This is a genomic window from Flavobacterium piscisymbiosum (genome assembly GCF_020905295.1).
Lineage (GTDB): Bacteria > Bacteroidota > Bacteroidia > Flavobacteriales > Flavobacteriaceae > Flavobacterium > Flavobacterium piscisymbiosum.
Genome location: NZ_JAJJMM010000001.1, coordinates 3,606,654 through 3,626,741 on the forward strand (window position 1 = coordinate 3,606,654; position 20,088 = coordinate 3,626,741).

Below are 20,088 nucleotides of genomic sequence, written 5' to 3' on the forward strand. Positions count from 1 at the left end.
TTAACGATTTACATCTTTTATATTTTATAAGTATTTTTTTACTAACAAGATATTCGAACAAAAAAGACTATTTTTGATTTGTATGTATAAAAGTAAATTATGAATAAGTTTGATGACCAGGCTTCGAAATCGCTTTTGGATAAAAATCTAATAACTGAGAATCAATATCAGGAAATTAGTGTGTATCGCAATTTGAATATTTTCTCGCTAAATGCAGAACTAAAATTGTTCCTCTATTTATCTGTTTTATTGTTTACTTCAGGAATTGGGATTTTAATTTACAATAATATCGACAGCATTGGTCATATTGCAATCCTCTCATTGTTGTTAATTGTGATAGGAGTTTGTTTTTATTATTGTTTTAAAAATTCAAAAGGATTTCAAAAACAGGAAACTACTTTTGAACATCCGGTTGTAGAATATCTGGCCTTAGCTGGTAGTATTTTGACTTGTATTTTCATAGGATATTTGCAATTTCAGTATCAGCCATTTGGAACAAATTACAGATTCGCTACTTTAATCCCAACCATTGTCAGCTTCTTTTGTGCTTATTATTTCGATAATAAAAGTATTCTCACTATTGGTATTACAGGTTTGGCGGCATACGTTGGACTTTCAGTAACACCTCAGGATTTGCTAAACAATAGTAATTTTTACAACGATCAGACGTTAAGTTATTCGGCTATAATATTGGGAGTGTTGCTAATTCTATGGACGATTTATAGTTCAAGAATTCAGTTAAAAACGCATTTTAATATTATCTATCTCACTTTTGCTTTGCATATTATTAGTATTGCCACTATTAGCAGCTTGCTCGATTATTTTGAATACGGAATTTGGTTTCTTTTTCTGATTGTATTGGCAGCTTCGTCTTTTTATTTTTACAAAATTAGCCATGAACTTAAGGCAATTTCTTTGTATGTTTTTATGATTGTCTACGCTTATATAGGACTTAATATATTCCTGATTAGAATTTTCGAAAACTTTAGTTTTTCAGATATTTGGGTATTGTTCATTATGATCCTTCCTGTATATTTTATAGGCTCTATTTTAATGTTTATAAAGTTGATTAAAAAATTCAATAAAGAAATCGCAGCATGATAGTATACGATAAAAACTTATTAGACAATTTAGCTTTAGTCGAAGAAGCTAATTCTTTAGAATCAGCTGGATTTATTAGTAAAGAGCAAAAGAATTTAATTAAAAAAGAATTACCTGCTTTCAAGAGGCAAAGTAATATGCTGGTACGTTTGGGATTCTTTTTATTAGGAGCATTTTTGTACTTATCTATATGTGGGGTAATCGCATTAATAGGATTGACAGGTTCTACTTCTGAACATAATTTTTTTAATATTTGCTGTTATATTTTTGCCGCAATTGGTTTTGCGGGTGCAGAGTTTTTGGCAAATCAAAAATATTACGGACACGGATTAGACGATGCTTTTATTTTAGGAGCACTTTTAAATGTAGGATTTGCTATTGCCATAACAACCGAAGGCTATGAAATACAAGTTGCACTTTTTGTTGCTGTAGCTTCGTTTTTTATGTACAGAAGATATTTGCATCTATTGTCTTTATTGGTCTTTTGTATTGCAGCTGCAGGAGTTTTATTTTTCGGAATGTTTGAATTTGGCGATACAGGAAAAACGATTTTGCCATTTATAGCCATGTTAGCATCAGCCGCATTTTACTTTTTTACAAAAAGAATGCTTCATAAACTCACCGTAAATTATTACTACAATGGTCTTTTATTGGCCAATAGTTTTTGCTTGGTTTTGTTTTACCTTTCTTGCAATTATTTAGTAGTTAGAGAGCTTTCGGCAGAGCTTTTAGGTAACGAAGTACTGCCGGGACAAGATATTCCGTTTGCTATTTTCTTTTATGCTTTTACTTTTATTGTTCCTGCTGTTTATTTGGTTCAGTCCTTAAAAACAAAAGACAGAATCATGCTTTGGATAAGCTTTTTGGCTATCGGATTTTCAATCTATACTATAAGATTCTACTATTCGGTTTTACCAATAGAAGTAGCCCTAACGCTTGGGGGATTAGTTTTATTTGCAATAGCTTATTTTTCGATTAGAAAACTAAAAGATAATGAAGTTGGTTTGACATTTAAACCGGATAGGATCAATAATTCAAATGCGATTTTAAATGCCGAAGCTTTAATAGTAGCCTCAACTTTTGGAATGAAACCAGAAGCAAAAGTACCGGATTCTCCCATGGATTTTGGAGGAGGAGGTTTTAGCGGTGGAGGTTCAGAGGGAACTTTTTAGTCCTTTTTTACCATTGCATTTTTGTTTTTTCACCATTAAGATATTAAGTTTCATTAAGGGTTAAGCTTAATTTTTCTTAATATCTTAATGGTGAAATATTTTAACTTTAGTGTTGAATTTTTTCTTTCAAAGCCACAGCATCAATATCGCTGTGAGAAACATCATAAACAGCTTGTCCGTTTTTGATTAAGATTAATTGCGGAGATTCATGATATACATTAAATCTGCTGGCAATTTCGTTAGAGATATCACGATGGGCGATTAAATCTAAAAAATAAGCATCGACAGTTTCGTTTAAATCGTATTCACGTTCAAACTGTTTCAAAGCCATACGGCTAATGCTGCATCTTGTACTATGCTTAAAAATAACAACCGGCTTCTCGTTCGAGATCGTGGTAACTTCTAATAATTGTGCTACATCGGTTAATTCTGTCCAGTTTACATTACTTTTTGGAGAGTCTGTATTATCTGAACTTCCGAAGATTGAATTTAAAAAACTCATATTTGACGTGTTTTATGACTTTTTGACGTTAAAAAATGATAAAAATCACGTTTTAAATGTCATTTTGTCTGTATTTTTAATGTGGAATATCTTTTGAATGATCTAAAGCAAAGTTATATCATTTAAAGTTAAAAATGTAATCCAATAAATTGTAATTTTAATGGTATCGAACTTTAAAACTAAAAATCAAACCTAAAACATACACATATGAACATAAATAAATTTACAATTAAGTCGCAGGAAGCCATACAGTTATCGCAACAGTTGGCCCAACGCAACGGACAGCAGCAAATAGAAAACGAACACATTTTTAAAGCTATTTTTGAAGTAGATGAAAATGTAGCGCCGTTTATTTTGAAAAAACTAAATGTAAATGTTCCGTTGTTTTTACAAATATTAGACAGTACCATTCAAAGCTTTCCTAAAGTTTCCGGAGGTGATATTTTACTTTCCAGAGATGCTAATAAAGCGCTGAATGAAGCTGAGATTATTGCTCAGAAGATGAACGATGAATATGTTTCTATCGAACATTTGATTTTAGCAATCTTCGATTCAAAAAGTAAAGTTTCTCAGATTTTAAAAGATCAGGGAGTTACAGGAAAAGGCCTAAAAGCAGCCATTGAAGAACTTCGTAAAGGAGAAAGAGTAACATCTGCTTCGGCTGAAGAAAACTATAATTCATTAAACAAATACGCTAAAAACTTAAACGAATTAGCGCGAAACGGAAAACTAGATCCTGTTATTGGCCGTGATGAAGAAATTCGTCGTGTGTTACAGATTTTGACGCGTAGAACAAAAAATAACCCAATGCTAATAGGAGAGCCGGGAGTTGGTAAAACTGCTATTGCTGAAGGACTTGCACATAGAATTGTTGATGGTGATGTGCCGGAAAACTTAAAAGATAAAATCGTTTTCTCACTAGATATGGGAGCACTGATTGCCGGTGCTAAATTTAAAGGAGAATTTGAAGAACGTTTAAAAGCTGTTGTAAAAGAGGTTACAGCTGCCGAAGGTGATATCGTTTTATTTATTGATGAAATTCATACCCTTGTAGGTGCAGGTGGAGGAGAAGGCGCAATGGATGCGGCAAACATCCTAAAACCAGCTTTGGCTCGTGGAGAATTGAGAGCAATTGGTGCAACGACTTTAGATGAATATCAAAAATATTTTGAGAAAGATAAAGCGTTAGAGCGTCGTTTTCAAAAAATCTTAATCGATGAACCGGATACTGAAAGTGCGATATCTATTTTACGTGGAATCAAAGAAAAGTACGAAACGCATCATAAAGTTCAGATTAAGGATGAGGCTATTATTGCAGCAGTTGAACTTTCACAACGATATATTACCAACCGTTTTTTACCGGACAAAGCGATCGATTTGATGGATGAAGCCGCTTCTAAACTGCGTATGGAAATCAATTCGAAACCAGAAGAATTAGATGTTCTGGATCGTAAAATTATGCAGTTGGAAATCGAGATCGAAGCCATTAAACGTGAAAAAGAAGAAAGTAAACTGAAAATCCTGCGCATGGATTTGGCGAACTTAAAAGAAGAACGCAACGAAATCTATGCAAAATGGAAATCAGAAAAAGATGTTGTTGACGGAATTCAAGCCGTAAAACAAGAAATTGAAGATTTTAAATACGAAGCAGAACGTGCAGAACGTGATGGAGATTACGGAAAAGTAGCTGAAATTCGTTACGGAAAAATTAAAGAAGCACAGGAACGTCTTGATGTTTTACAAAAACAATTGCAGGAATATCAGTCTGGTAATTCTTTGATTAAGGAAGAAGTAACCCGCGAAGATATCGCAGAAGTCGTAGCAAAATGGACAGGAATTCCTGTTATGAAAATGCTTCAGACGGAGCGCGAGAAACTATTGCATCTAGAAGATGAATTACACAAACGTGTAGTAGGGCAGGAAGAAGCGATTGAAGCCGTGAGTGATGCTGTTCGTAGAAGTCGTGCGGGATTACAAGACATGAAAAAACCAGTTGGTACCTTCTTATTTTTAGGAACAACCGGAGTGGGTAAAACTGAGTTGGCAAAAGCCCTGGCTGAATATCTTTTTGATGACGAAAATGCTATGACACGTATCGACATGAGTGAGTATCAGGAACGTCACAGTGTGAGTCGTTTAGTAGGTGCGCCTCCGGGATATGTTGGTTATGACGAAGGTGGTCAGTTGACTGAAGCCGTACGTAGAAAGCCGTATTCTGTAATTTTGTTAGACGAGATCGAAAAAGCGCATGCCGATACTTTCAATATTTTATTGCAGGTTCTGGATGAAGGTCGTTTGACAGATAACAAAGGACGTTTGGCTGATTTTAAGAATACAATCATCATCATGACATCCAACATGGGAAGTCAGATTATACAAGACAAATTCGAAAATTTAAAAGGTGGTGTTGAAGCTGCTACGGAAGCTGCAAAAGTTGAAGTTCTGGGATTATTGAAACAAACAGTTCGTCCGGAATTTATAAACCGTATCGACGAAATCGTAATGTTTACACCGCTAACGGTAGAAAACATTTCTAAAATCGTGAGTTTACAGCTTAAGAGTGTTACAAAAATGCTGGCTTTACAAGGCATTGCAATGGATGCAACACCGGAAGCGATCAAGTATTTGTCTGATAAAGGTTATGATCCTCAGTTTGGCGCAAGACCTGTAAAACGTGTCGTACAGAGAGAAGTGCTGAATCAGTTGTCGAAAGAAATTTTGGCAGGAAACATTACAACAGACAGCATCATTTTAATAGATGCTTTCGATGGGCAATTGGTATTTAGAAACCAAACCCACATCGAAAAATAATTTTTTGGTTTTAATATTTTTTTGAGATAAGCACCGGTCGAAAGGCTGGTGCTTTTTTTTATGCTTTTTTATAAGTTTTTCCAAGAGAATAATATTTTTTTGTAAGTATTGATATATATTTGATGGATAAATAAGAATAATTTTGAAAAATAACTAACCGATAAATTTATTATATGAAGAGAAACCAACCCAACTTTTTACTTTTATTTATTACCAGTATTTTATTTATTACCAATAGTTATTCACAAGAAAGCATAGTAGTTTCAGGAGGAGCTGCAACAGGATCCGGAGGAACATCAAATTATTCAATAGGGCAAATAGCTTATACAGGTGTACCTGGATCTGATGCCTATATTTTACAAGGTGTTCAGCAACCCTATGAAATCATTACTTTGGGCACTGATGAATTTACTGAAATCAACCTTTTAATTACTGCATTTCCTAACCCTGCAATCGACATCCTTAATTTAGTTATTGTCAATGATAAATGGCAAGATTTGTCTTGTACATTATCTGATATTAGCGGGAAAACGGTATCTAAAAAATTAAAAATTGCAAGTCCGGAAACAAGTATATCTATGCAAGGATTAAATCAGGGAATTTATTTTCTATCAGTAAATAATAGCAACAAAACAATCAAAACTTTTAAAATCATAAAAAAATAATATTCTAAACAGCTGAAAAACATATGAAAAAAATTACTCTGGCATTACTATTATTAAGTTCTTTTACTATTTTATTCGCACAAGCTCCACAAAAAATGAGCTACCAGTCGGTAATTCGTAAAACAGATGGTACATTGGTTGCGAGCACTTTAGTAAGTATAAAAATTAGTATCTTATTAGGATCAGCAACTGGTACAGCAACTTATATAGAAACACAAACGACAACAACAAACAATAACGGATTAGCAACAATAGAAATAGGAGGCGGAACAGCAGTTACCGGAACTTTTGCAGCTATCAATTGGGGGGCGGGATCACATTTTATAAAAACAGAAATTGACCCAACAGGAGGAAGTAATTACACAATCAGCGGAACAAGCCAACTTTTGAGTGTACCCTACGCATTATACGCCGGAAGTAGCCAAAATAAAGGAAAAACAAGTATAGTAATAACAGGTGACATTACCGATGCACAGGCAGCAGCGCAAATACAGTCTGAATTTGGACCTTACACAGAAAATATTTATGTAAATGGTACAACAAATTTAACAACTATAGATTTATCTGTCGTAAACAAATTAGTTGAACTATCTATAATCGATAATTCAAATCTGGTTAGTATAAATTTCGCTAATCTACAAGAAGTTTACAGTGATTTTGATGCCTCTGATAACCAAAAGTTAAGTACATTAGTATTTCCGGTTTTGAAAAAAGTATTAGGAGCTGATACAAGTATTCAAAACAATCCATCTTTAACATCTATTTCTTTCCCTTTGTTAACTCAGGCAAGTGGACTTTTTTTTAGAGAAAATCATAGTCTGGCTTCTATTAATTTACCATCGCTGAAGTCTGTTAGTGGGACAACGCTTTTGAGAGCTAATGCACTTCCAAGTTCTCAAATTAATTTGATTTTAAGCAGATTGTTAAATCTTACGAGTGAAAAAAATTATATTGATCTATCAGGTCAAAATCCACTTGCTCCTCCAACGGGTCAGGGAATTATTGATAAAGCAACTTTAATAAGTAGAAACTACTCTGTTACTACTGATTAATTTAAAATTAGTTTTACTGAAATATAAAAACACCACCTTAAAAAAAAGTTGGTGTTTTTTTATACAAACTAAATCCGTAAATCATGAAACTTTTTTTTAAAGTCATATAAATAGATTCAGGGATTAAATTATGAACTTTACTTTAGTAAATTTATTTAACAAATCATAAAAACAAACACTATGAACAATATTTTTAGAGGGTTATTGGCAGGTTACGGAGCAAAAAAATTAGGCGGAGGATGTTTTGGAACTATTATTGTTTTTATCGTTCTTTGGGTACTTTTAGGACAATGTAGTTAATTTTAGACTAAAAAATAAACAAAAAAAGTCTTAGATTAGCGCACATAAATAATCAAACATGTGCATTAAATTGGATACTCAATGCCAGTGAATTACACAGTTTTTAAAACCAAATAAAATATAATGGCATCAGGTTTTTTCGTACTATTAGATGATATTGCAGCAATTATGGATGATGTTGCAGTAATGAGTAAAATTGCAGCAAAAAAAACAGCCGGAATTTTAGGCGATGATTTGGCAGTAAATGCAGAGAAAGCTTCAGGCTTTGCGTCATCACGAGAGCTTCCGGTATTGTGGGCAATCAGTAAAGGTTCGCTCCTTAATAAAATAATTATTTTACCAATAGCTTTTTTATTAAGTGCCTTTTTGCCAGTTGCAATCATTGTTATTCTTGTACTTGGAGGATTATTTTTGGCATACGAAGGTGCTGAAAAAATCTATGAATTTATATTTCCACACAGTCACGAAGAATCAGCAGGTATAACAGCCGAAACTTTAACAGAAGAGGAAATTCTCGAAGCCGAAAAAGGTAAAGTAAAGTCAGCCATCATAACCGATTTTATTTTATCTGTCGAAATCGTAATCATCGCTTTGGGTACAGTAATCGATGAGCCTCTTGCGCAGCAAATCATTGTAACTTCAATAATTGCATTAGTTGCAACTGTTGGTGTTTATGGTATTGTTGCATTGATTGTAAGAATGGATGAAGCAGGTTATAAACTTATTAAGTTTAGTAAAAACGAAAAAAGTATTTCAAAATTTATTGGTAATATACTAGTAAAAGCCCTTCCATTAGTAATTAAGAGTTTAACCGTAATTGGTACAATAGCTTTAATTCTGGTAGCAGGCGGAATCTTTGTACATTACATTCCGTTTTTTCATCATATTGTACCTACAATTAACCTTCCAACAATTCTAAAGGAATTTGTAATTGGTTTGGCATTAGGAATTGTAGTTTTAGGATTTGTAAACTTATTCAAAAAAATATTTAAAAAGAAAGAAATAGCATAACAACTACTACATATATAAATATCAAAACACTGGTCGAAAGGCTGGTGTTTTTTTTTGGAGCAAAGCCATCATTTTCAATAGACCAATTGTCCCGCTATCCACTATATCTTTTTACCCGTTAAAAAACGGCTAAAAAGGATACCGTTCCTATCGGGGCTAAACCAGAAATTTTAATTTTCATAAGAAATAACTGTTGTTTGGTGAGTTTTTTTATTTGTTTAAGTTTTTGATTTTCATTTGTTTAATGTTTTTAGGCGATTATTTAACAAATTAATAAAGCAACCAATGCAACTCTTTTGCATCTTCATAGTAATTAACAATTAATTATTATTTTATATGAAAAATTTTAAATTTAAATCCGTTCTTGTAGTATTATTTTTAGCAACAGCATTAATTTCTTGCAGTAATGATGATGATAAACCAGGACCGAATCCAGCTGTAAGAATAGCATCTGTAACAGCAATAGATGGTCCAGCAACAGGAAAAGTAAATGAAGAATTGAGTTATGATATTAGTTTTGTAGGAGACAACGCTTGTGCAGAATTCAGTCAATTTAGTGAAATAATCATTGAGGATGTAAGAGGTTTACAAGTTGAAGTAAAATACCCATCAGAAGTTTGTACACTACAAGTTCCTGATCCTAAGAAAACAGTTTACAAATTTAAATCAGCAGTAAAAGGAACTTTTGAATTCAAATTCAAAAAGTCAGATAAGGAATTCATAACGAAAAAAGTAGTTATTGAATAATTAGGTTATTTATAGATAAATTTTTGGTCAGAAACCATTTTGCAAATGTTTGAAATATTTGTAGAATGGTTTTTTTTTTTTTAAACTAGGTTATATAGTAAAAAAATAAATTTTAAAATTGATTTAAATATTGTTTTTTGTGAGAAATAGTAGTTAATTTGACGCGACTTTAACATTATTAATTGCTTGTCTCTTAAACCATATTCTATTTTATGATAAAAACTTTACGCCTCTGCTTAATTGCATTTTTTTCTTTTTTTTGTTTAATACCAAATGTGATTTCCCAAAATAATTGGCAATTATTGAATCCTGCACCTACTCCTAATTTAGGCAAAGAAATTAAATTTGTTTCTGAAAGTACTGGTTATATTATAAACAAGAATGAAATATTAGAGACTATTGATTCAGGAGTAACCTGGAAAAAAAAGCAAAATATTAATAGTGGAAATGATTTAAAATTCTTTAATAATATAGGTTACATAGTTGGTAATTCAGGCTACATATTAAAATCTATTGATTCCGGTACTTCATGGACGCAAGTAAATGCAGGTTTTGTATCCAACTTTAATTCTGTAACTATAGTAAATGAAACAACAGTAGTTATTTCAAGCTCAAATACAATCATCAAATCATTAGATGGAGGAAATACTTGGCTAAGTTTAAACGTGCCTAATGCTATTGTGAATAAATCTTTTTTCACAACACCTTTAATTGGACATGCAGCTTGTAAAAACGGGAAAATGTTAAAAACAATTGATGGAGGAGTTAATTGGTATGCTACAATGACTTCAAATGTCATACCGTCTGATTTTTTTACGATTTACTTTATAAATGAGAATATTGGTTTTGCATCTCGCCAACATAGTGAACTCTATAAAACAATTGATGGGGGAGAAACCTGGACAGAAATTCCAAATATTTCTGATTCTCTATTTGCTTTTTCATTTTTAAATGAAAATATTGGCTATGCATCAGGAGAGAACGGAGTAATTCTTAAAACGATAAACGGTGGTCTTACTTGGAATTCCGCTGGTTTTCAAGTCGGACGTGTTCTTTATACTGATATTTATGGCATACATTTCTTAGATAATAACAGAGGATTTGCAACCGGTGCCTCAGGCAGAATTATAAAAACAATTGATGGAGGTAAAACATGGACTGGAAATTCTCCTACTTACAATAATATAAAAAAAATACAATTTAAAACAAATGAAATAGGTTTTGCTCTGGCGGGTAATTCATTTTTTAAAACAACAGATTCAGGTGCAAGCTGGAATATAATTGGTTCAGTAGATGATTATAAATATTCCTTAATGAAATCTTTTTATTTTTTTAATGAAAACCTTGGTTATGCAAGTTCCGAAAGTGGTCATGTCTTAAAAACAATAGATGGAGGCGTTACATGGAATGCACTAAATAACGGGTTTGCACTTCTTTCTGAAGGAATTAACTCAATATCAGTTCTTAATGAAAATACAGTTGTGATTTCGGGTGGATATAATACGCCAAAAACATTAAAAACTGTAGATGGGGGGAATACTTGGATTAATATTTCGAATTATAATTTTTCCAAAATGCAATTTTTAGATGAAATGGTTGGTTATGCACATGACTCTTATAAAAGGTTTTATAAAACAATTGATGGAGGAATTACATGGCAATTGATGTTTACCGCTCAGGAATATATAAATTCTATAGATTTTGTAGATAAAGACAATGGCTATCTGATAGGCTATAATGGTTTAATTCTTAAAACAAATAATGGCGGAGTAGATTGGATAAGGCTTAAATGTCCCTATGAAAATTATAGCTCTGTTAAATTTTATTCTAAAAATGTAGGATATGTTTTTAGTGAATACGATTTGTTGTATAAAACTGAAAATGGAGGAAGTAGTTGGATTAATATATTTAATTTACCTTCAGCTTTACCTAGTAACAGTATTTCAATTTCCGGAAAAGATATCTATTTAGCAGGTGAAGGTGGACAAATTTTAAAAAGTAGTATTGATTTTAAATCATTTACTATGCAATTAAATCCAGCGCAAAATATTCTTAGCCAAAGTGCTGTTCTATCTGGTAACGTAACTGTTAATGAAGGTGTTTTAGATAAGGTTGAGATTGAATATTTTAAGTCAGGATCTAAACTAAATACTGCAACTTTATCAAATTCAATAAATACTAACTCTTCATTAGTTTTTTCATTTTCTTTAATTAATCTTGATCCTAATTCAACGTACTATTATAGAATTGTTGCTACGCGCGATAATCAGCTCTATTTAAGTGAACTAAAATCTTTTACTACAAGTGAAGATTATTTGATAAAATTAAATACCATTAGTAATATTTCCTCAACCAAAGCAATAATTAATGGAAGCATAACATCTAACCAATATGATATTGATGGAATAGAATTTCAATATAGTACCGAAGAAAATTTTTCAAAATACAGCATTCTCAAGAGTAATATTATTATTAAAGGAAATACTACTGAAGATATAAATGGCATTTTGACAGATTTAAAGCCTAAAACTCGTTACTATGTGAGACTTAGAGCGAAATATGAAGGAAAAGAAGTTTACAGTGAAATTAATTCTTTTGTAACTCAATCAGAATATGAGATAAACCTATATTTTCCCGATATAGTAGATAATGATGTATCGCTATCTGCTTACATTATTTCTAAAAGTAATACTATAAGCAATATAGTATATGAATATGGAATTTTAAACTATGATAATAGTATAGCTATCAATGAGCAATTTTTAGCTGGATCCGCCAAATTTGTAAAAGTACAATTAACGAACTTAGATCCTGATAAAGTATATTTTTATCGCATAAAAGCACTAAATGGATCAAATGTTATTTATAGCATGAGTGCGATTTTTAATACTTCTAAACAACCACTTTTTAAAGTAGGGGATGTATTTGAAAATGATAACTCCATTAAGTTAACAGGATATTTAAATACTACAGGAGGAAGTGCTATAACAGATATTGATTTTGAATATGGACTAACACCAGATTTTGGGTCAACCATTAGCAGTAATATTAGTGATACTTACGGAAATGGTACATTTTCATTAAACGCAGTTTTAAATAATCCTTTAAAAGGTGTAACATATTATTATCGCCTTAAAGGTCTGGATCAGAATAATAATCCATTGTATTCAGATATATCATCTTTTACTACTAAGTCTTTAGGAATTAATACTCCAGATTTTAATAAGAGCATTTCTCTATATCCTAATCCCACTAATGGGCTTATAAATTTTATTGTACCTGAGAATAAAAATGTTAATTCAATTTTAGTTAATGACGAATTAGGAAGGATAATTAATTATGGAAATAGCGTAAAAACAGGAGATCTTCAAAATATTGATCTTTCAGGAAAATCTACAGGTGTATATTACATTAAAATCATAATGGACGATAATTCGATAATCAATAAAAAGGTAATACTTAAATAAAAATATCTTAGTGTAGTGATCTAAATTAAAACAGCGAAAATAGCAAAAAGTGGTTATTGAATAATTAGGTTACTTAGATAAAATTTTGGTGAGAAAACCATTTTACAAATATTTGTAGAATGGTTTTCTTTTTTATGAAAGTCTCGTTATGATTGAGAATATAAATCCGGTGAAATTAAAAAGAAATAAATTTTGTGTTTTATGACTTAGGAAGCAAACATCAAGACTCATTATTTGGCTAACTTTTCGGTTAATAACAACCCTTTGCCATTCCTTTAAAAATTACTATTTTTGCACTCTAAATTTTATGTCATGCCGAAAAGAAAATATAAAATAGCCGTTATCCAGTTAAATCTGAACGACGTTGCCGAAAATAATCTTAAAAAATGTATCAGCTGGGTAAAAGATGCTGCCAATAAAGGGGCAGAAGTAATCTTGTTACCTGAATTATATAGCAGTCATTATTTTTGCCAAAGCGAAGATGTAGACAATTTTGCATTAGCAGAACCACTTTACAGTACTTCATTTATTGCTTTTAGCGAATTGGCAAAAGAATTGGGCGTAGTAATTATTGTTCCTTTCTTCGAAAAAAGAATGGCTGGAATTTATCATAATAGCGCTTACATCATTGATACTGACGGAACAGAAGCTGGATTATACCGTAAAATGCACATTCCGGATGATCCACATTTCTACGAGAAATTCTATTTTACACCGGGAGATTTAGGTTTTCAGGCAATTGAAACTAAAAAAGGAAAAATTGGGACCCTTATTTGTTGGGATCAATGGTATCCGGAAGCAGCACGTATTACAGCTTTAAAAGGAGCAGAGGTATTGTTTTATCCAACTGCAATTGGATGGCATCCTAAAGAAAAAGAGCAATATGGAGAAAACCAATACGGGGCCTGGATGAACGTAATGAAAGGTCACGCTGTAGCAAACGGAGTTTTTGTTGCTGCTGCAAACAGAATTGGATTAGAAAAATATATCGAAGGAACAGAAGGAATTCAGTTTTGGGGAGCATCATTTATTGCAGGACCACAAGGCGAGATTTTAGCTCAGGCTTCTCACGATCAGGAAGAAATTCTAATTGCTGAGGTTGATTTGGATCTTCAGGAAAATGTACGTCAGAACTGGCCATTTTTTAGAGACAGAAGAATCGATGCTTTTGGCGATATCACAAAAAGAGCAATTGACTAATTCAGTTAATTAAAATAAAACAAAAAGGACGAAATGTAGATTTCGTCCTTTTTTTTATTCTTATAAAAACAAAAAAAATCCGCTTCAGAATATTCCGAAGCGGATTTTTAGAAATATATAATAAGATTATTTTACTTTAAAAGTAACTCTTCTTACGATTTGACGAGCTTCTTTAGAATTTTTATTCACAGAAGTATCTTCACCATTAGCAATTACATTTAATCTTGAAGCATCAATTCCAGCATTTTCAGCTACTTTTTTCACAGCTTCAGCTCTTTTTCTTGATAATTCAGTGTTGTAGCTTGAACTTCCAATTTCGTCAGCATATCCTACGATATCAGCAGATTTTCCTGGATTGTTTTTCAAGTATTTCACTAAGAAGTCAACACCAGATAAAGAAGCATTTGTTGGTTTAGATGAGTTAAAGTCAAAGTATACATTAACATAACCTCCGTTGATCAATTCTTCAACAGTATTGTTTGTTGCAGTTTGACTACCTTGTCTAACATAAGTTTTGTCTAGGTAACTTTCTAATTCATCCGGAACACCATTTTGGTTGGTATCAATAGATTGTCCTTTAGTATTTACAGCAACTCCAGAAACAGTATTAGGTTCTAAATCGTATAAATCAGCAACACCATCTTTATCAGTGTCAATAAGACCAGTTTCGATAGTTGTAACTCTGTTTTCTAATTGGTTTAATCTTTCATTTTCTTCAGAATACCAGTCAGCATGTTTCTCGTTTTTACCTAGGTAAAAAGTCAAACCAATAGAAGCATTTAATAATACACCATCTAATGAACCTGTAGTTGGAACTCCGTGACCATCAAAGTTGTGATTTTGTCTTCCGTTAACGATACCTGTAAGATCTCCTGTCAAAGCGACTCTGTTACTTAATCTAACTTGTCCTGTTAATCCCATGATTCCATGAGCCATGTAATCTTTTCCGTCAAAACCATCATCATTACTTAATTGAGAAACACCAAAACCACCATGTGCTAATAAACCAAAAGTGTTTGTCCAGGTTTCAAAGTTCAAAGCTCTACCAAGGTTAATTACCCCTTGTAAACTTGCTCTGTAATACTTGCTGTCGAATTCAGGCGTGTCATCGCGTTCCTGAAACTGATCATATCCAACATCCAGTTTCAAACCAAATTTAGGATTAAACATATATCTTACACCTAAATCTGCGTGAAACGGACTAACAGTTTCTGTAGAATAACCTGGAGTTATTGCTCTAAGAGGTTTGTTTAAACCACCATTTAATTCTAAAGACCATTTATTGTAAGCAGGTTTTTCAATTGTAGGTTGAGCTGATGTCGTTGCCATATTTTGTGCACCCGCAGCAATTGTTAATAGTAAAAGTGATACTGAAGCTAATTTCTTTTTCATGATATCCAAATTTTAATTTAATTGTGATTATTAAGAGTTTTTCGTTTTAAACTCCTGGACAAAATTATATCAGGAACTTCAGAATGTGTTCTATTTGGTCTTACATAATTCCCACCTTTTGGGTTTTATTTATGTAAATAAGTTAAAAGAATCAGAATTTTGGAACAAAAAGAGGAGCTAAATTTATATTTAGCTCCTCTTTTAAATTGTAAATGTGAAAGTTATTTTAAATCTGGTTGGTATATTTTTACAGTGCCATCTCCCTCACTACTAACGACTAACAAACTTCTTTTTGTTGGACTTTTAGAAGCCGGAATAAATAATATCCCTTCTGGAGCGTCTCCGGTTTTTACAGTTTGCAAATATTGAGGTGAAGTTGGATTTGTTACATCATAAGTCATAAAAACATCTGATCTTTCCAGTCCAACAAACAGAATATTCTGACTTCCCATCTTAACTGCTACTACAGCTTCAGGTTCTGAGCCTTTATCATCACTGCGTTTGTTGTCATAAGATCCAAAATCATTTGATTTTTTATCAAGGTCATTTTTACTATCGTAAACAATTTTTCCGGTATTTCCGTTCCAGATCGAGAAAGATCGCGCTCCAAAAGCGACCATTTCATCAAGATCGCCATCACCATCAGTATCGCCCATATCAGTAATTAGATTTAATCTTCCTAAATTGGTTTCTAGTTTTAAAGTTGCAGCATCAGGAAAAACAGTTGCATCAAGCTTCATATCTTTCATTCTTTTAATATCGCTATACGCAGCATATTCTCTGGCATCACCTTCGTTTGCTGTAACAAAATAAGGAACATTATTGGCAGAAAAATGACTAATTGCGTCTGGCATAAACATACCTTTCACTTTCCATGGACTAAAAACAGCTGTTTCAGTTTTATCACTTACAGCAATAGCATTTTCGGCAGTATTAAAGTCTTTAAAACCTAAAGGATAAATAGCTGTAATGGTTTTAGAAGTTAAATCTACTTTTGCAACACCATTGTTTTCCTGCAATGTTACCCAGGCAGTTTTAGAATCATCAGAAATAGTTACATATTCAGGTTCGATATCCTGAGCGAAGCTTTTAGCGAATTTAGAAACTCTAAAGCCTTCTTTTTGCAAAGCAGCAGACTGGCTGGCGAAAGAAGCGAAATCTAAAGTAGTAACCGCATAATTATTAGCAACTTCGATAATAGAGATAGTTCCGTTAGGATCTTGCAAATAATCTGTGCTTGGTTCCCCTTCATTAGCAGTCATAATATATTTTCCGTCAGGCGAAAAAGTAATCATATCCGGCAATGCACCAACCGTAATTTGTTTGATTAAGCTATAATCAGTAGTATTAAAAACAACAACTTTTCCGTTTCCTTGTTTGTTTACTGTAGATTCTAAGGCAACGGCTAGTTTGCCGTCAAATACAGCAACACTATTAGAAGCGCCTTCGTAAGGAGTCAAGTCTATTTTAGCAATTTTAGTTGGTTTTGTTGGATCAGATAAATCAATTACATCTATTTGGTTTGTTCCGCTATTATTTACAGTAAAAAGTCTTTTTGTTTTTTCATCGTAGGCCGTGATCTCAGCAGCACCTTCGCCGCCAATAGTGATAGAACCTATTTCTTTAAAGGTTCCCGGGTTTTCGCTTACAACAACTTCAGGTTCTGGTTTGCTTGAATTTTCATCATCATTATTACAGCTTACCATTATAGATAAAGCGGCTAATAACGTAATACTTAGTTTCTTCATTTTTGTGTTTTTTAGTTTTGCCAAATGTAATTAGCAGATTTTGCTCGTATATTAAGGCTGTATTATTTAATCTTTAACTTAATTTTTATCAGATAATTTATCTAAAACCAATATCATTTTGCCTCTGCTATTTTATAATCCTTCTGAATGCTTATCTTTGTACACTTTCAAAATTAGAACCTCTTTATGTCAACAAATAATAGAAGATTTCCAGCAGAATGGGAAAAACAACAGGGAATCGTATTGTGTTTTCCACATAATGGTAACGACTGGCCAGGAAAATACGAAGCTGTTCAATGGGCTTTTGTAGAATTTATTAAAAAAGTAGCCACTTTTGAAACTGTTTTTTTGGTCGTAGCCGATGAAAAACTAAAAGAAAAAGTAGCGGAAATGTTAGAAAGAGCGCGCGTAAATATTGCCAATGTATCTTTCATTATTCATAAAACAAACAGAAGCTGGATGCGTGATTCCGGACCAATTGTAGTAAAAAATGGTTCGAAAAGAGAAGCGCTGAATTTCAATTTTAATGGTTGGGCAAAATACAAAAATTATCAACTAGATAAATTTGTTCCTTCTAAAATAGCTGATTTTATCGATGTTCCTTTAACTCAGGTTATCTATAAAGGAAAACCGGTAATTGTAGAAGGCGGTGCGATTGATGTAAACGGAAGAGGAACTTTATTGACTTCTGAAGAATGTTTGATGCATCCATCAATTCAGGTTCGAAATAAAAACTTTACCAAAGAAGATTACGAAGCCGTTTTTAAGGAATATCTTGGAGTTACCAACGTAATCTGGCTTGGAGACGGAATAGAAGGCGACGACACACACGGACACATCGACGATTTATGCCGATTTGTAAATGAAGATACGATTGTAACAATTGTTGAAACAGATAAAAATGATGCTAATTACAAACCATTACAAGATAATCTGAAACGATTACAAAACGCAAAATTAGAAGACGGAAAATCTCCAACAATTGTAGTATTGCCAATGCCAAAACGTGTAGATTTTGAAGATTTAAGATTACCGGCAAGTTATGCTAATTTCTTAATCCTGAATAATTGTGTTTTGGTTCCTACTTTTAATGATAGTAATGATCGTGTAGCTTTGAATATTTTGTCAGAATGTTTCCCTGACAGAGAAGTAATCGGAATAAGCTGTATCGATTTTATCTGGGGATTTGGAACTTTGCATTGTTTGAGTCAACAGATTCCTGCTTAATTTTAGCCGCGAAGGCACAAAGTCACTAAGTTTTTTTGTGTTTTGTGTAATATTTAATCTCGCAATCCCGATAGTTATCGGGAGCGAAGTCGCAAAGTTTTTTTTGCATAGCCCCTAGCTTCAGCTAGGGGAAAACGATTTGAATATAAAAAAGGCTTTAGCCAAACTAATCTAGTTTGGCTAAAGCCTTTTTGTTTGCGTTAAATATTTCCATCCAGCTAAAGCTGGACGCTATTAATCTTATTTTTTTTAATAAAATTTTGAGACTTTGCTCCCGATAACTATCGGGATTGCGAGATTCAAACATAAAAGTATTTGCTCAAAATTAAAGCATAAAAAAAACCTTGGTGAGAACCAAGGTTTTGTATTTTTATATCTCTTCAGATAATTTATCTGCTCTTCATGGTCTGATAAAAGGCGGTAACAATTGGCTGGCAACTTCTCCAAAACCAAGTCTCACTTCAGCATTTTCGCAGAAACCTCTAATAATTACAGTATCGTTATCTTCGATAAATTTACGTTCACTGCCATCTTTTAATTTCAAAGGGTTTTTTCCTCCCCAAGTCAATTCCAGCATCGAACCAAAACTATCCGGAGTTGGACCAGAAATAGTTCCTGAACCCATCATATCGCCAGAATTTACACGACAACCATTAGAAGTATGATGTGCTAATTGCTGTGCCATTGACCAGTATAAATATTTGAAATTTGATTGAGAAACTAGTGTTTCTTCTTGATTTTCAGGTTGTATCGAAACTTCCAGATGAATATCAAAAGCTTTTTTTCCTTTAGTTTGTAAATAAGGAAGCGGAGACGGATCTTGTTTAGGTCCTTTAGTTCTAAAAGGCTCCAAAGCATCCATAGTTACAATCCACGGAGAAATTGATGTTGCAAAGTTTTTAGCTAAGAAAGGCCCTAGTGGTACATATTCCCATTTTTGGATATCACGCGCGCTCCAGTCATTTAATAAAACCATCCCGAAAATATAATCTTCGGCTTCATATGTTGGGATATTTTCTCCCATTATATTTACGTCAGTCGTAATAAAGGCAGTTTCCAATTCAAAATCTACCAAACGAGACGGTCCAAAAACAGGATATTTCTCGCCAGCCGGTAAAGTTTGCCCCATTGGTCTGTGAACTGGAATTCCAGACGGAACAATAGTAGAACTTCTACCATGATATCCTACCGGTATATGCAACCAGTTTGGTAATAAAGCATTTTCAGGATCGCGGAACATTTTTCCAACGTTCGTAGCGTGCTCTTTACTAGAGTAAAAATCCGTATAATCACCTATTAACACAGGTAGTTGCATCTCGACATCATCGATTTTAAAAATAACAATATCGCGATCTTTTGTTGAATCTCTTAGCTGTTGATTGGTTTCGTCGAAAATATCGGCAATGCGATTTCGAACTAAACGCCATGTCTTTTTTCCGTCAGAAATAAAATCATTAAGCGTATCCTGCATGAACATATCATCAGTTAAATCTATTCCTGAAAAATAGTTTAATTGTTGTAGAGCCCCTAAATCTATAGCGTAGTCGCCAATTCGTGTTCCTACTGTAACGACATTTTCTTTGGTAAGAAATACACCGAAAGGAATATTTTGAATAGGGAAGTCGCTATTTTCTGGCACTTCTAACCATGATTTTCTTTTGGTATCGTTAGCGGTTATTGGCATGTGAATGTT

General features: G+C 32.9%; 14 protein-coding genes. 10 read left to right on the forward strand and 4 right to left on the reverse strand.

Annotation, left to right across the window (positions count from 1 at the left end; all coding sequences use genetic code 11):
• The first annotated feature begins 99 nt into the window (after window positions 1-99).
• Window positions 100-1,101 (forward strand): DUF2157 domain-containing protein, encoded by a 1,002-nt coding sequence (locus LNP81_RS15760; RefSeq protein ID WP_230037419.1) that lies wholly within the window; start codon window positions 100-102, stop codon window positions 1,099-1,101.
• Entirely contained in the window at window positions 1,098-2,273 is a 1,176-nt protein-coding gene (locus tag LNP81_RS15765; protein ID WP_230037420.1) for a hypothetical protein, read from the forward strand. Before LNP81_RS15760 ends, LNP81_RS15765 begins: the two co-directional genes overlap by 4 nt.
• 106 nt (window positions 2,274-2,379) lie before the next feature.
• Here LNP81_RS15765 and ytxJ read toward each other — a convergent pair whose 3' ends face one another.
• Entirely contained in the window at window positions 2,380-2,775 is a 396-nt protein-coding gene (ytxJ, locus tag LNP81_RS15770) for a bacillithiol system redox-active protein YtxJ (protein ID WP_230037422.1), read from the reverse strand.
• 207 nt (window positions 2,776-2,982) lie between these two features.
• On the opposite strand from ytxJ, the gene clpB reads away from it, so the two are divergent.
• From clpB to LNP81_RS15805, 7 genes are all read left to right on the forward strand, one after another.
• Window positions 2,983-5,586 carry an ATP-dependent chaperone ClpB gene (gene clpB / locus LNP81_RS15775; protein WP_230037424.1) on the forward strand — a complete coding sequence of 868 codons (2,604 nt, stop codon included), beginning with the start codon at window positions 2,983-2,985 and terminating at the stop codon, window positions 5,584-5,586.
• Window positions 5,587-5,759: 173 nt separating this feature from the next.
• Window positions 5,760-6,251: a T9SS type A sorting domain-containing protein gene (locus LNP81_RS15780; protein ID WP_230037426.1), complete on the forward strand. Its 492-nt coding sequence runs from the start codon at window positions 5,760-5,762 to the stop codon at window positions 6,249-6,251.
• Window positions 6,252-6,274: 23 nt separating this feature from the next.
• The gene (locus LNP81_RS15785) at window positions 6,275-7,303 is read left to right on the forward strand and encodes a receptor L domain-containing protein (protein WP_230037428.1); all 1,029 of its coding nucleotides are present in this window, start codon (window positions 6,275-6,277) and stop codon (window positions 7,301-7,303) included.
• 423 nt (window positions 7,304-7,726) lie between these two features.
• Complete coding sequence (locus LNP81_RS15790) at window positions 7,727-8,614, forward strand: DUF808 domain-containing protein (protein ID WP_230037430.1); 888 nt, start codon at window positions 7,727-7,729, stop codon at window positions 8,612-8,614.
• Window positions 8,615-8,950: 336 nt separating this feature from the next.
• Window positions 8,951-9,361, forward strand: coding sequence for a hypothetical protein (locus LNP81_RS15795; protein ID WP_230037432.1), 411 nt, complete (start codon window positions 8,951-8,953; stop codon window positions 9,359-9,361).
• Window positions 9,362-9,573: 212 nt separating this feature from the next.
• The gene (locus LNP81_RS15800; protein WP_230037434.1) at window positions 9,574-12,828 is read left to right on the forward strand and encodes a YCF48-related protein; all 3,255 of its coding nucleotides are present in this window, start codon (window positions 9,574-9,576) and stop codon (window positions 12,826-12,828) included.
• Window positions 12,829-13,140: 312 nt separating this feature from the next.
• A complete protein-coding gene (locus LNP81_RS15805; RefSeq protein ID WP_056251458.1) occupies window positions 13,141-14,028 on the forward strand; it encodes a carbon-nitrogen hydrolase in 888 nt (295 codons plus the stop codon).
• Between the two features lie 126 nt (window positions 14,029-14,154).
• Here LNP81_RS15805 and LNP81_RS15810 read toward each other — a convergent pair whose 3' ends face one another.
• The gene (locus tag LNP81_RS15810; RefSeq protein ID WP_230037436.1) at window positions 14,155-15,420 is read right to left on the reverse strand and encodes an OmpA family protein; all 1,266 of its coding nucleotides are present in this window, start codon (window positions 15,418-15,420) and stop codon (window positions 14,155-14,157) included.
• Window positions 15,421-15,641: 221 nt separating this feature from the next.
• Entirely contained in the window at window positions 15,642-17,168 is a 1,527-nt protein-coding gene (locus tag LNP81_RS15815) for a choice-of-anchor I family protein (RefSeq protein ID WP_230037438.1), read from the reverse strand.
• A 186-nt stretch (window positions 17,169-17,354) separates the two neighbouring features.
• On the opposite strand from LNP81_RS15815, the gene LNP81_RS15820 reads away from it, so the two are divergent.
• Window positions 17,355-18,395, forward strand: coding sequence for an agmatine deiminase family protein (locus tag LNP81_RS15820; protein ID WP_230037440.1), 1,041 nt, complete (start codon window positions 17,355-17,357; stop codon window positions 18,393-18,395).
• 400 nt (window positions 18,396-18,795) lie between these two features.
• Here the strand turns inward: LNP81_RS15820 and fahA are convergent, their stop codons facing one another.
• Window positions 18,796-20,079 carry a fumarylacetoacetase gene (gene fahA, locus LNP81_RS15825; RefSeq protein ID WP_230037442.1) on the reverse strand — a complete coding sequence of 428 codons (1,284 nt, stop codon included), beginning with the start codon at window positions 20,077-20,079 and terminating at the stop codon, window positions 18,796-18,798.
• Window positions 20,080-20,088 lie beyond the last annotated feature (9 nt).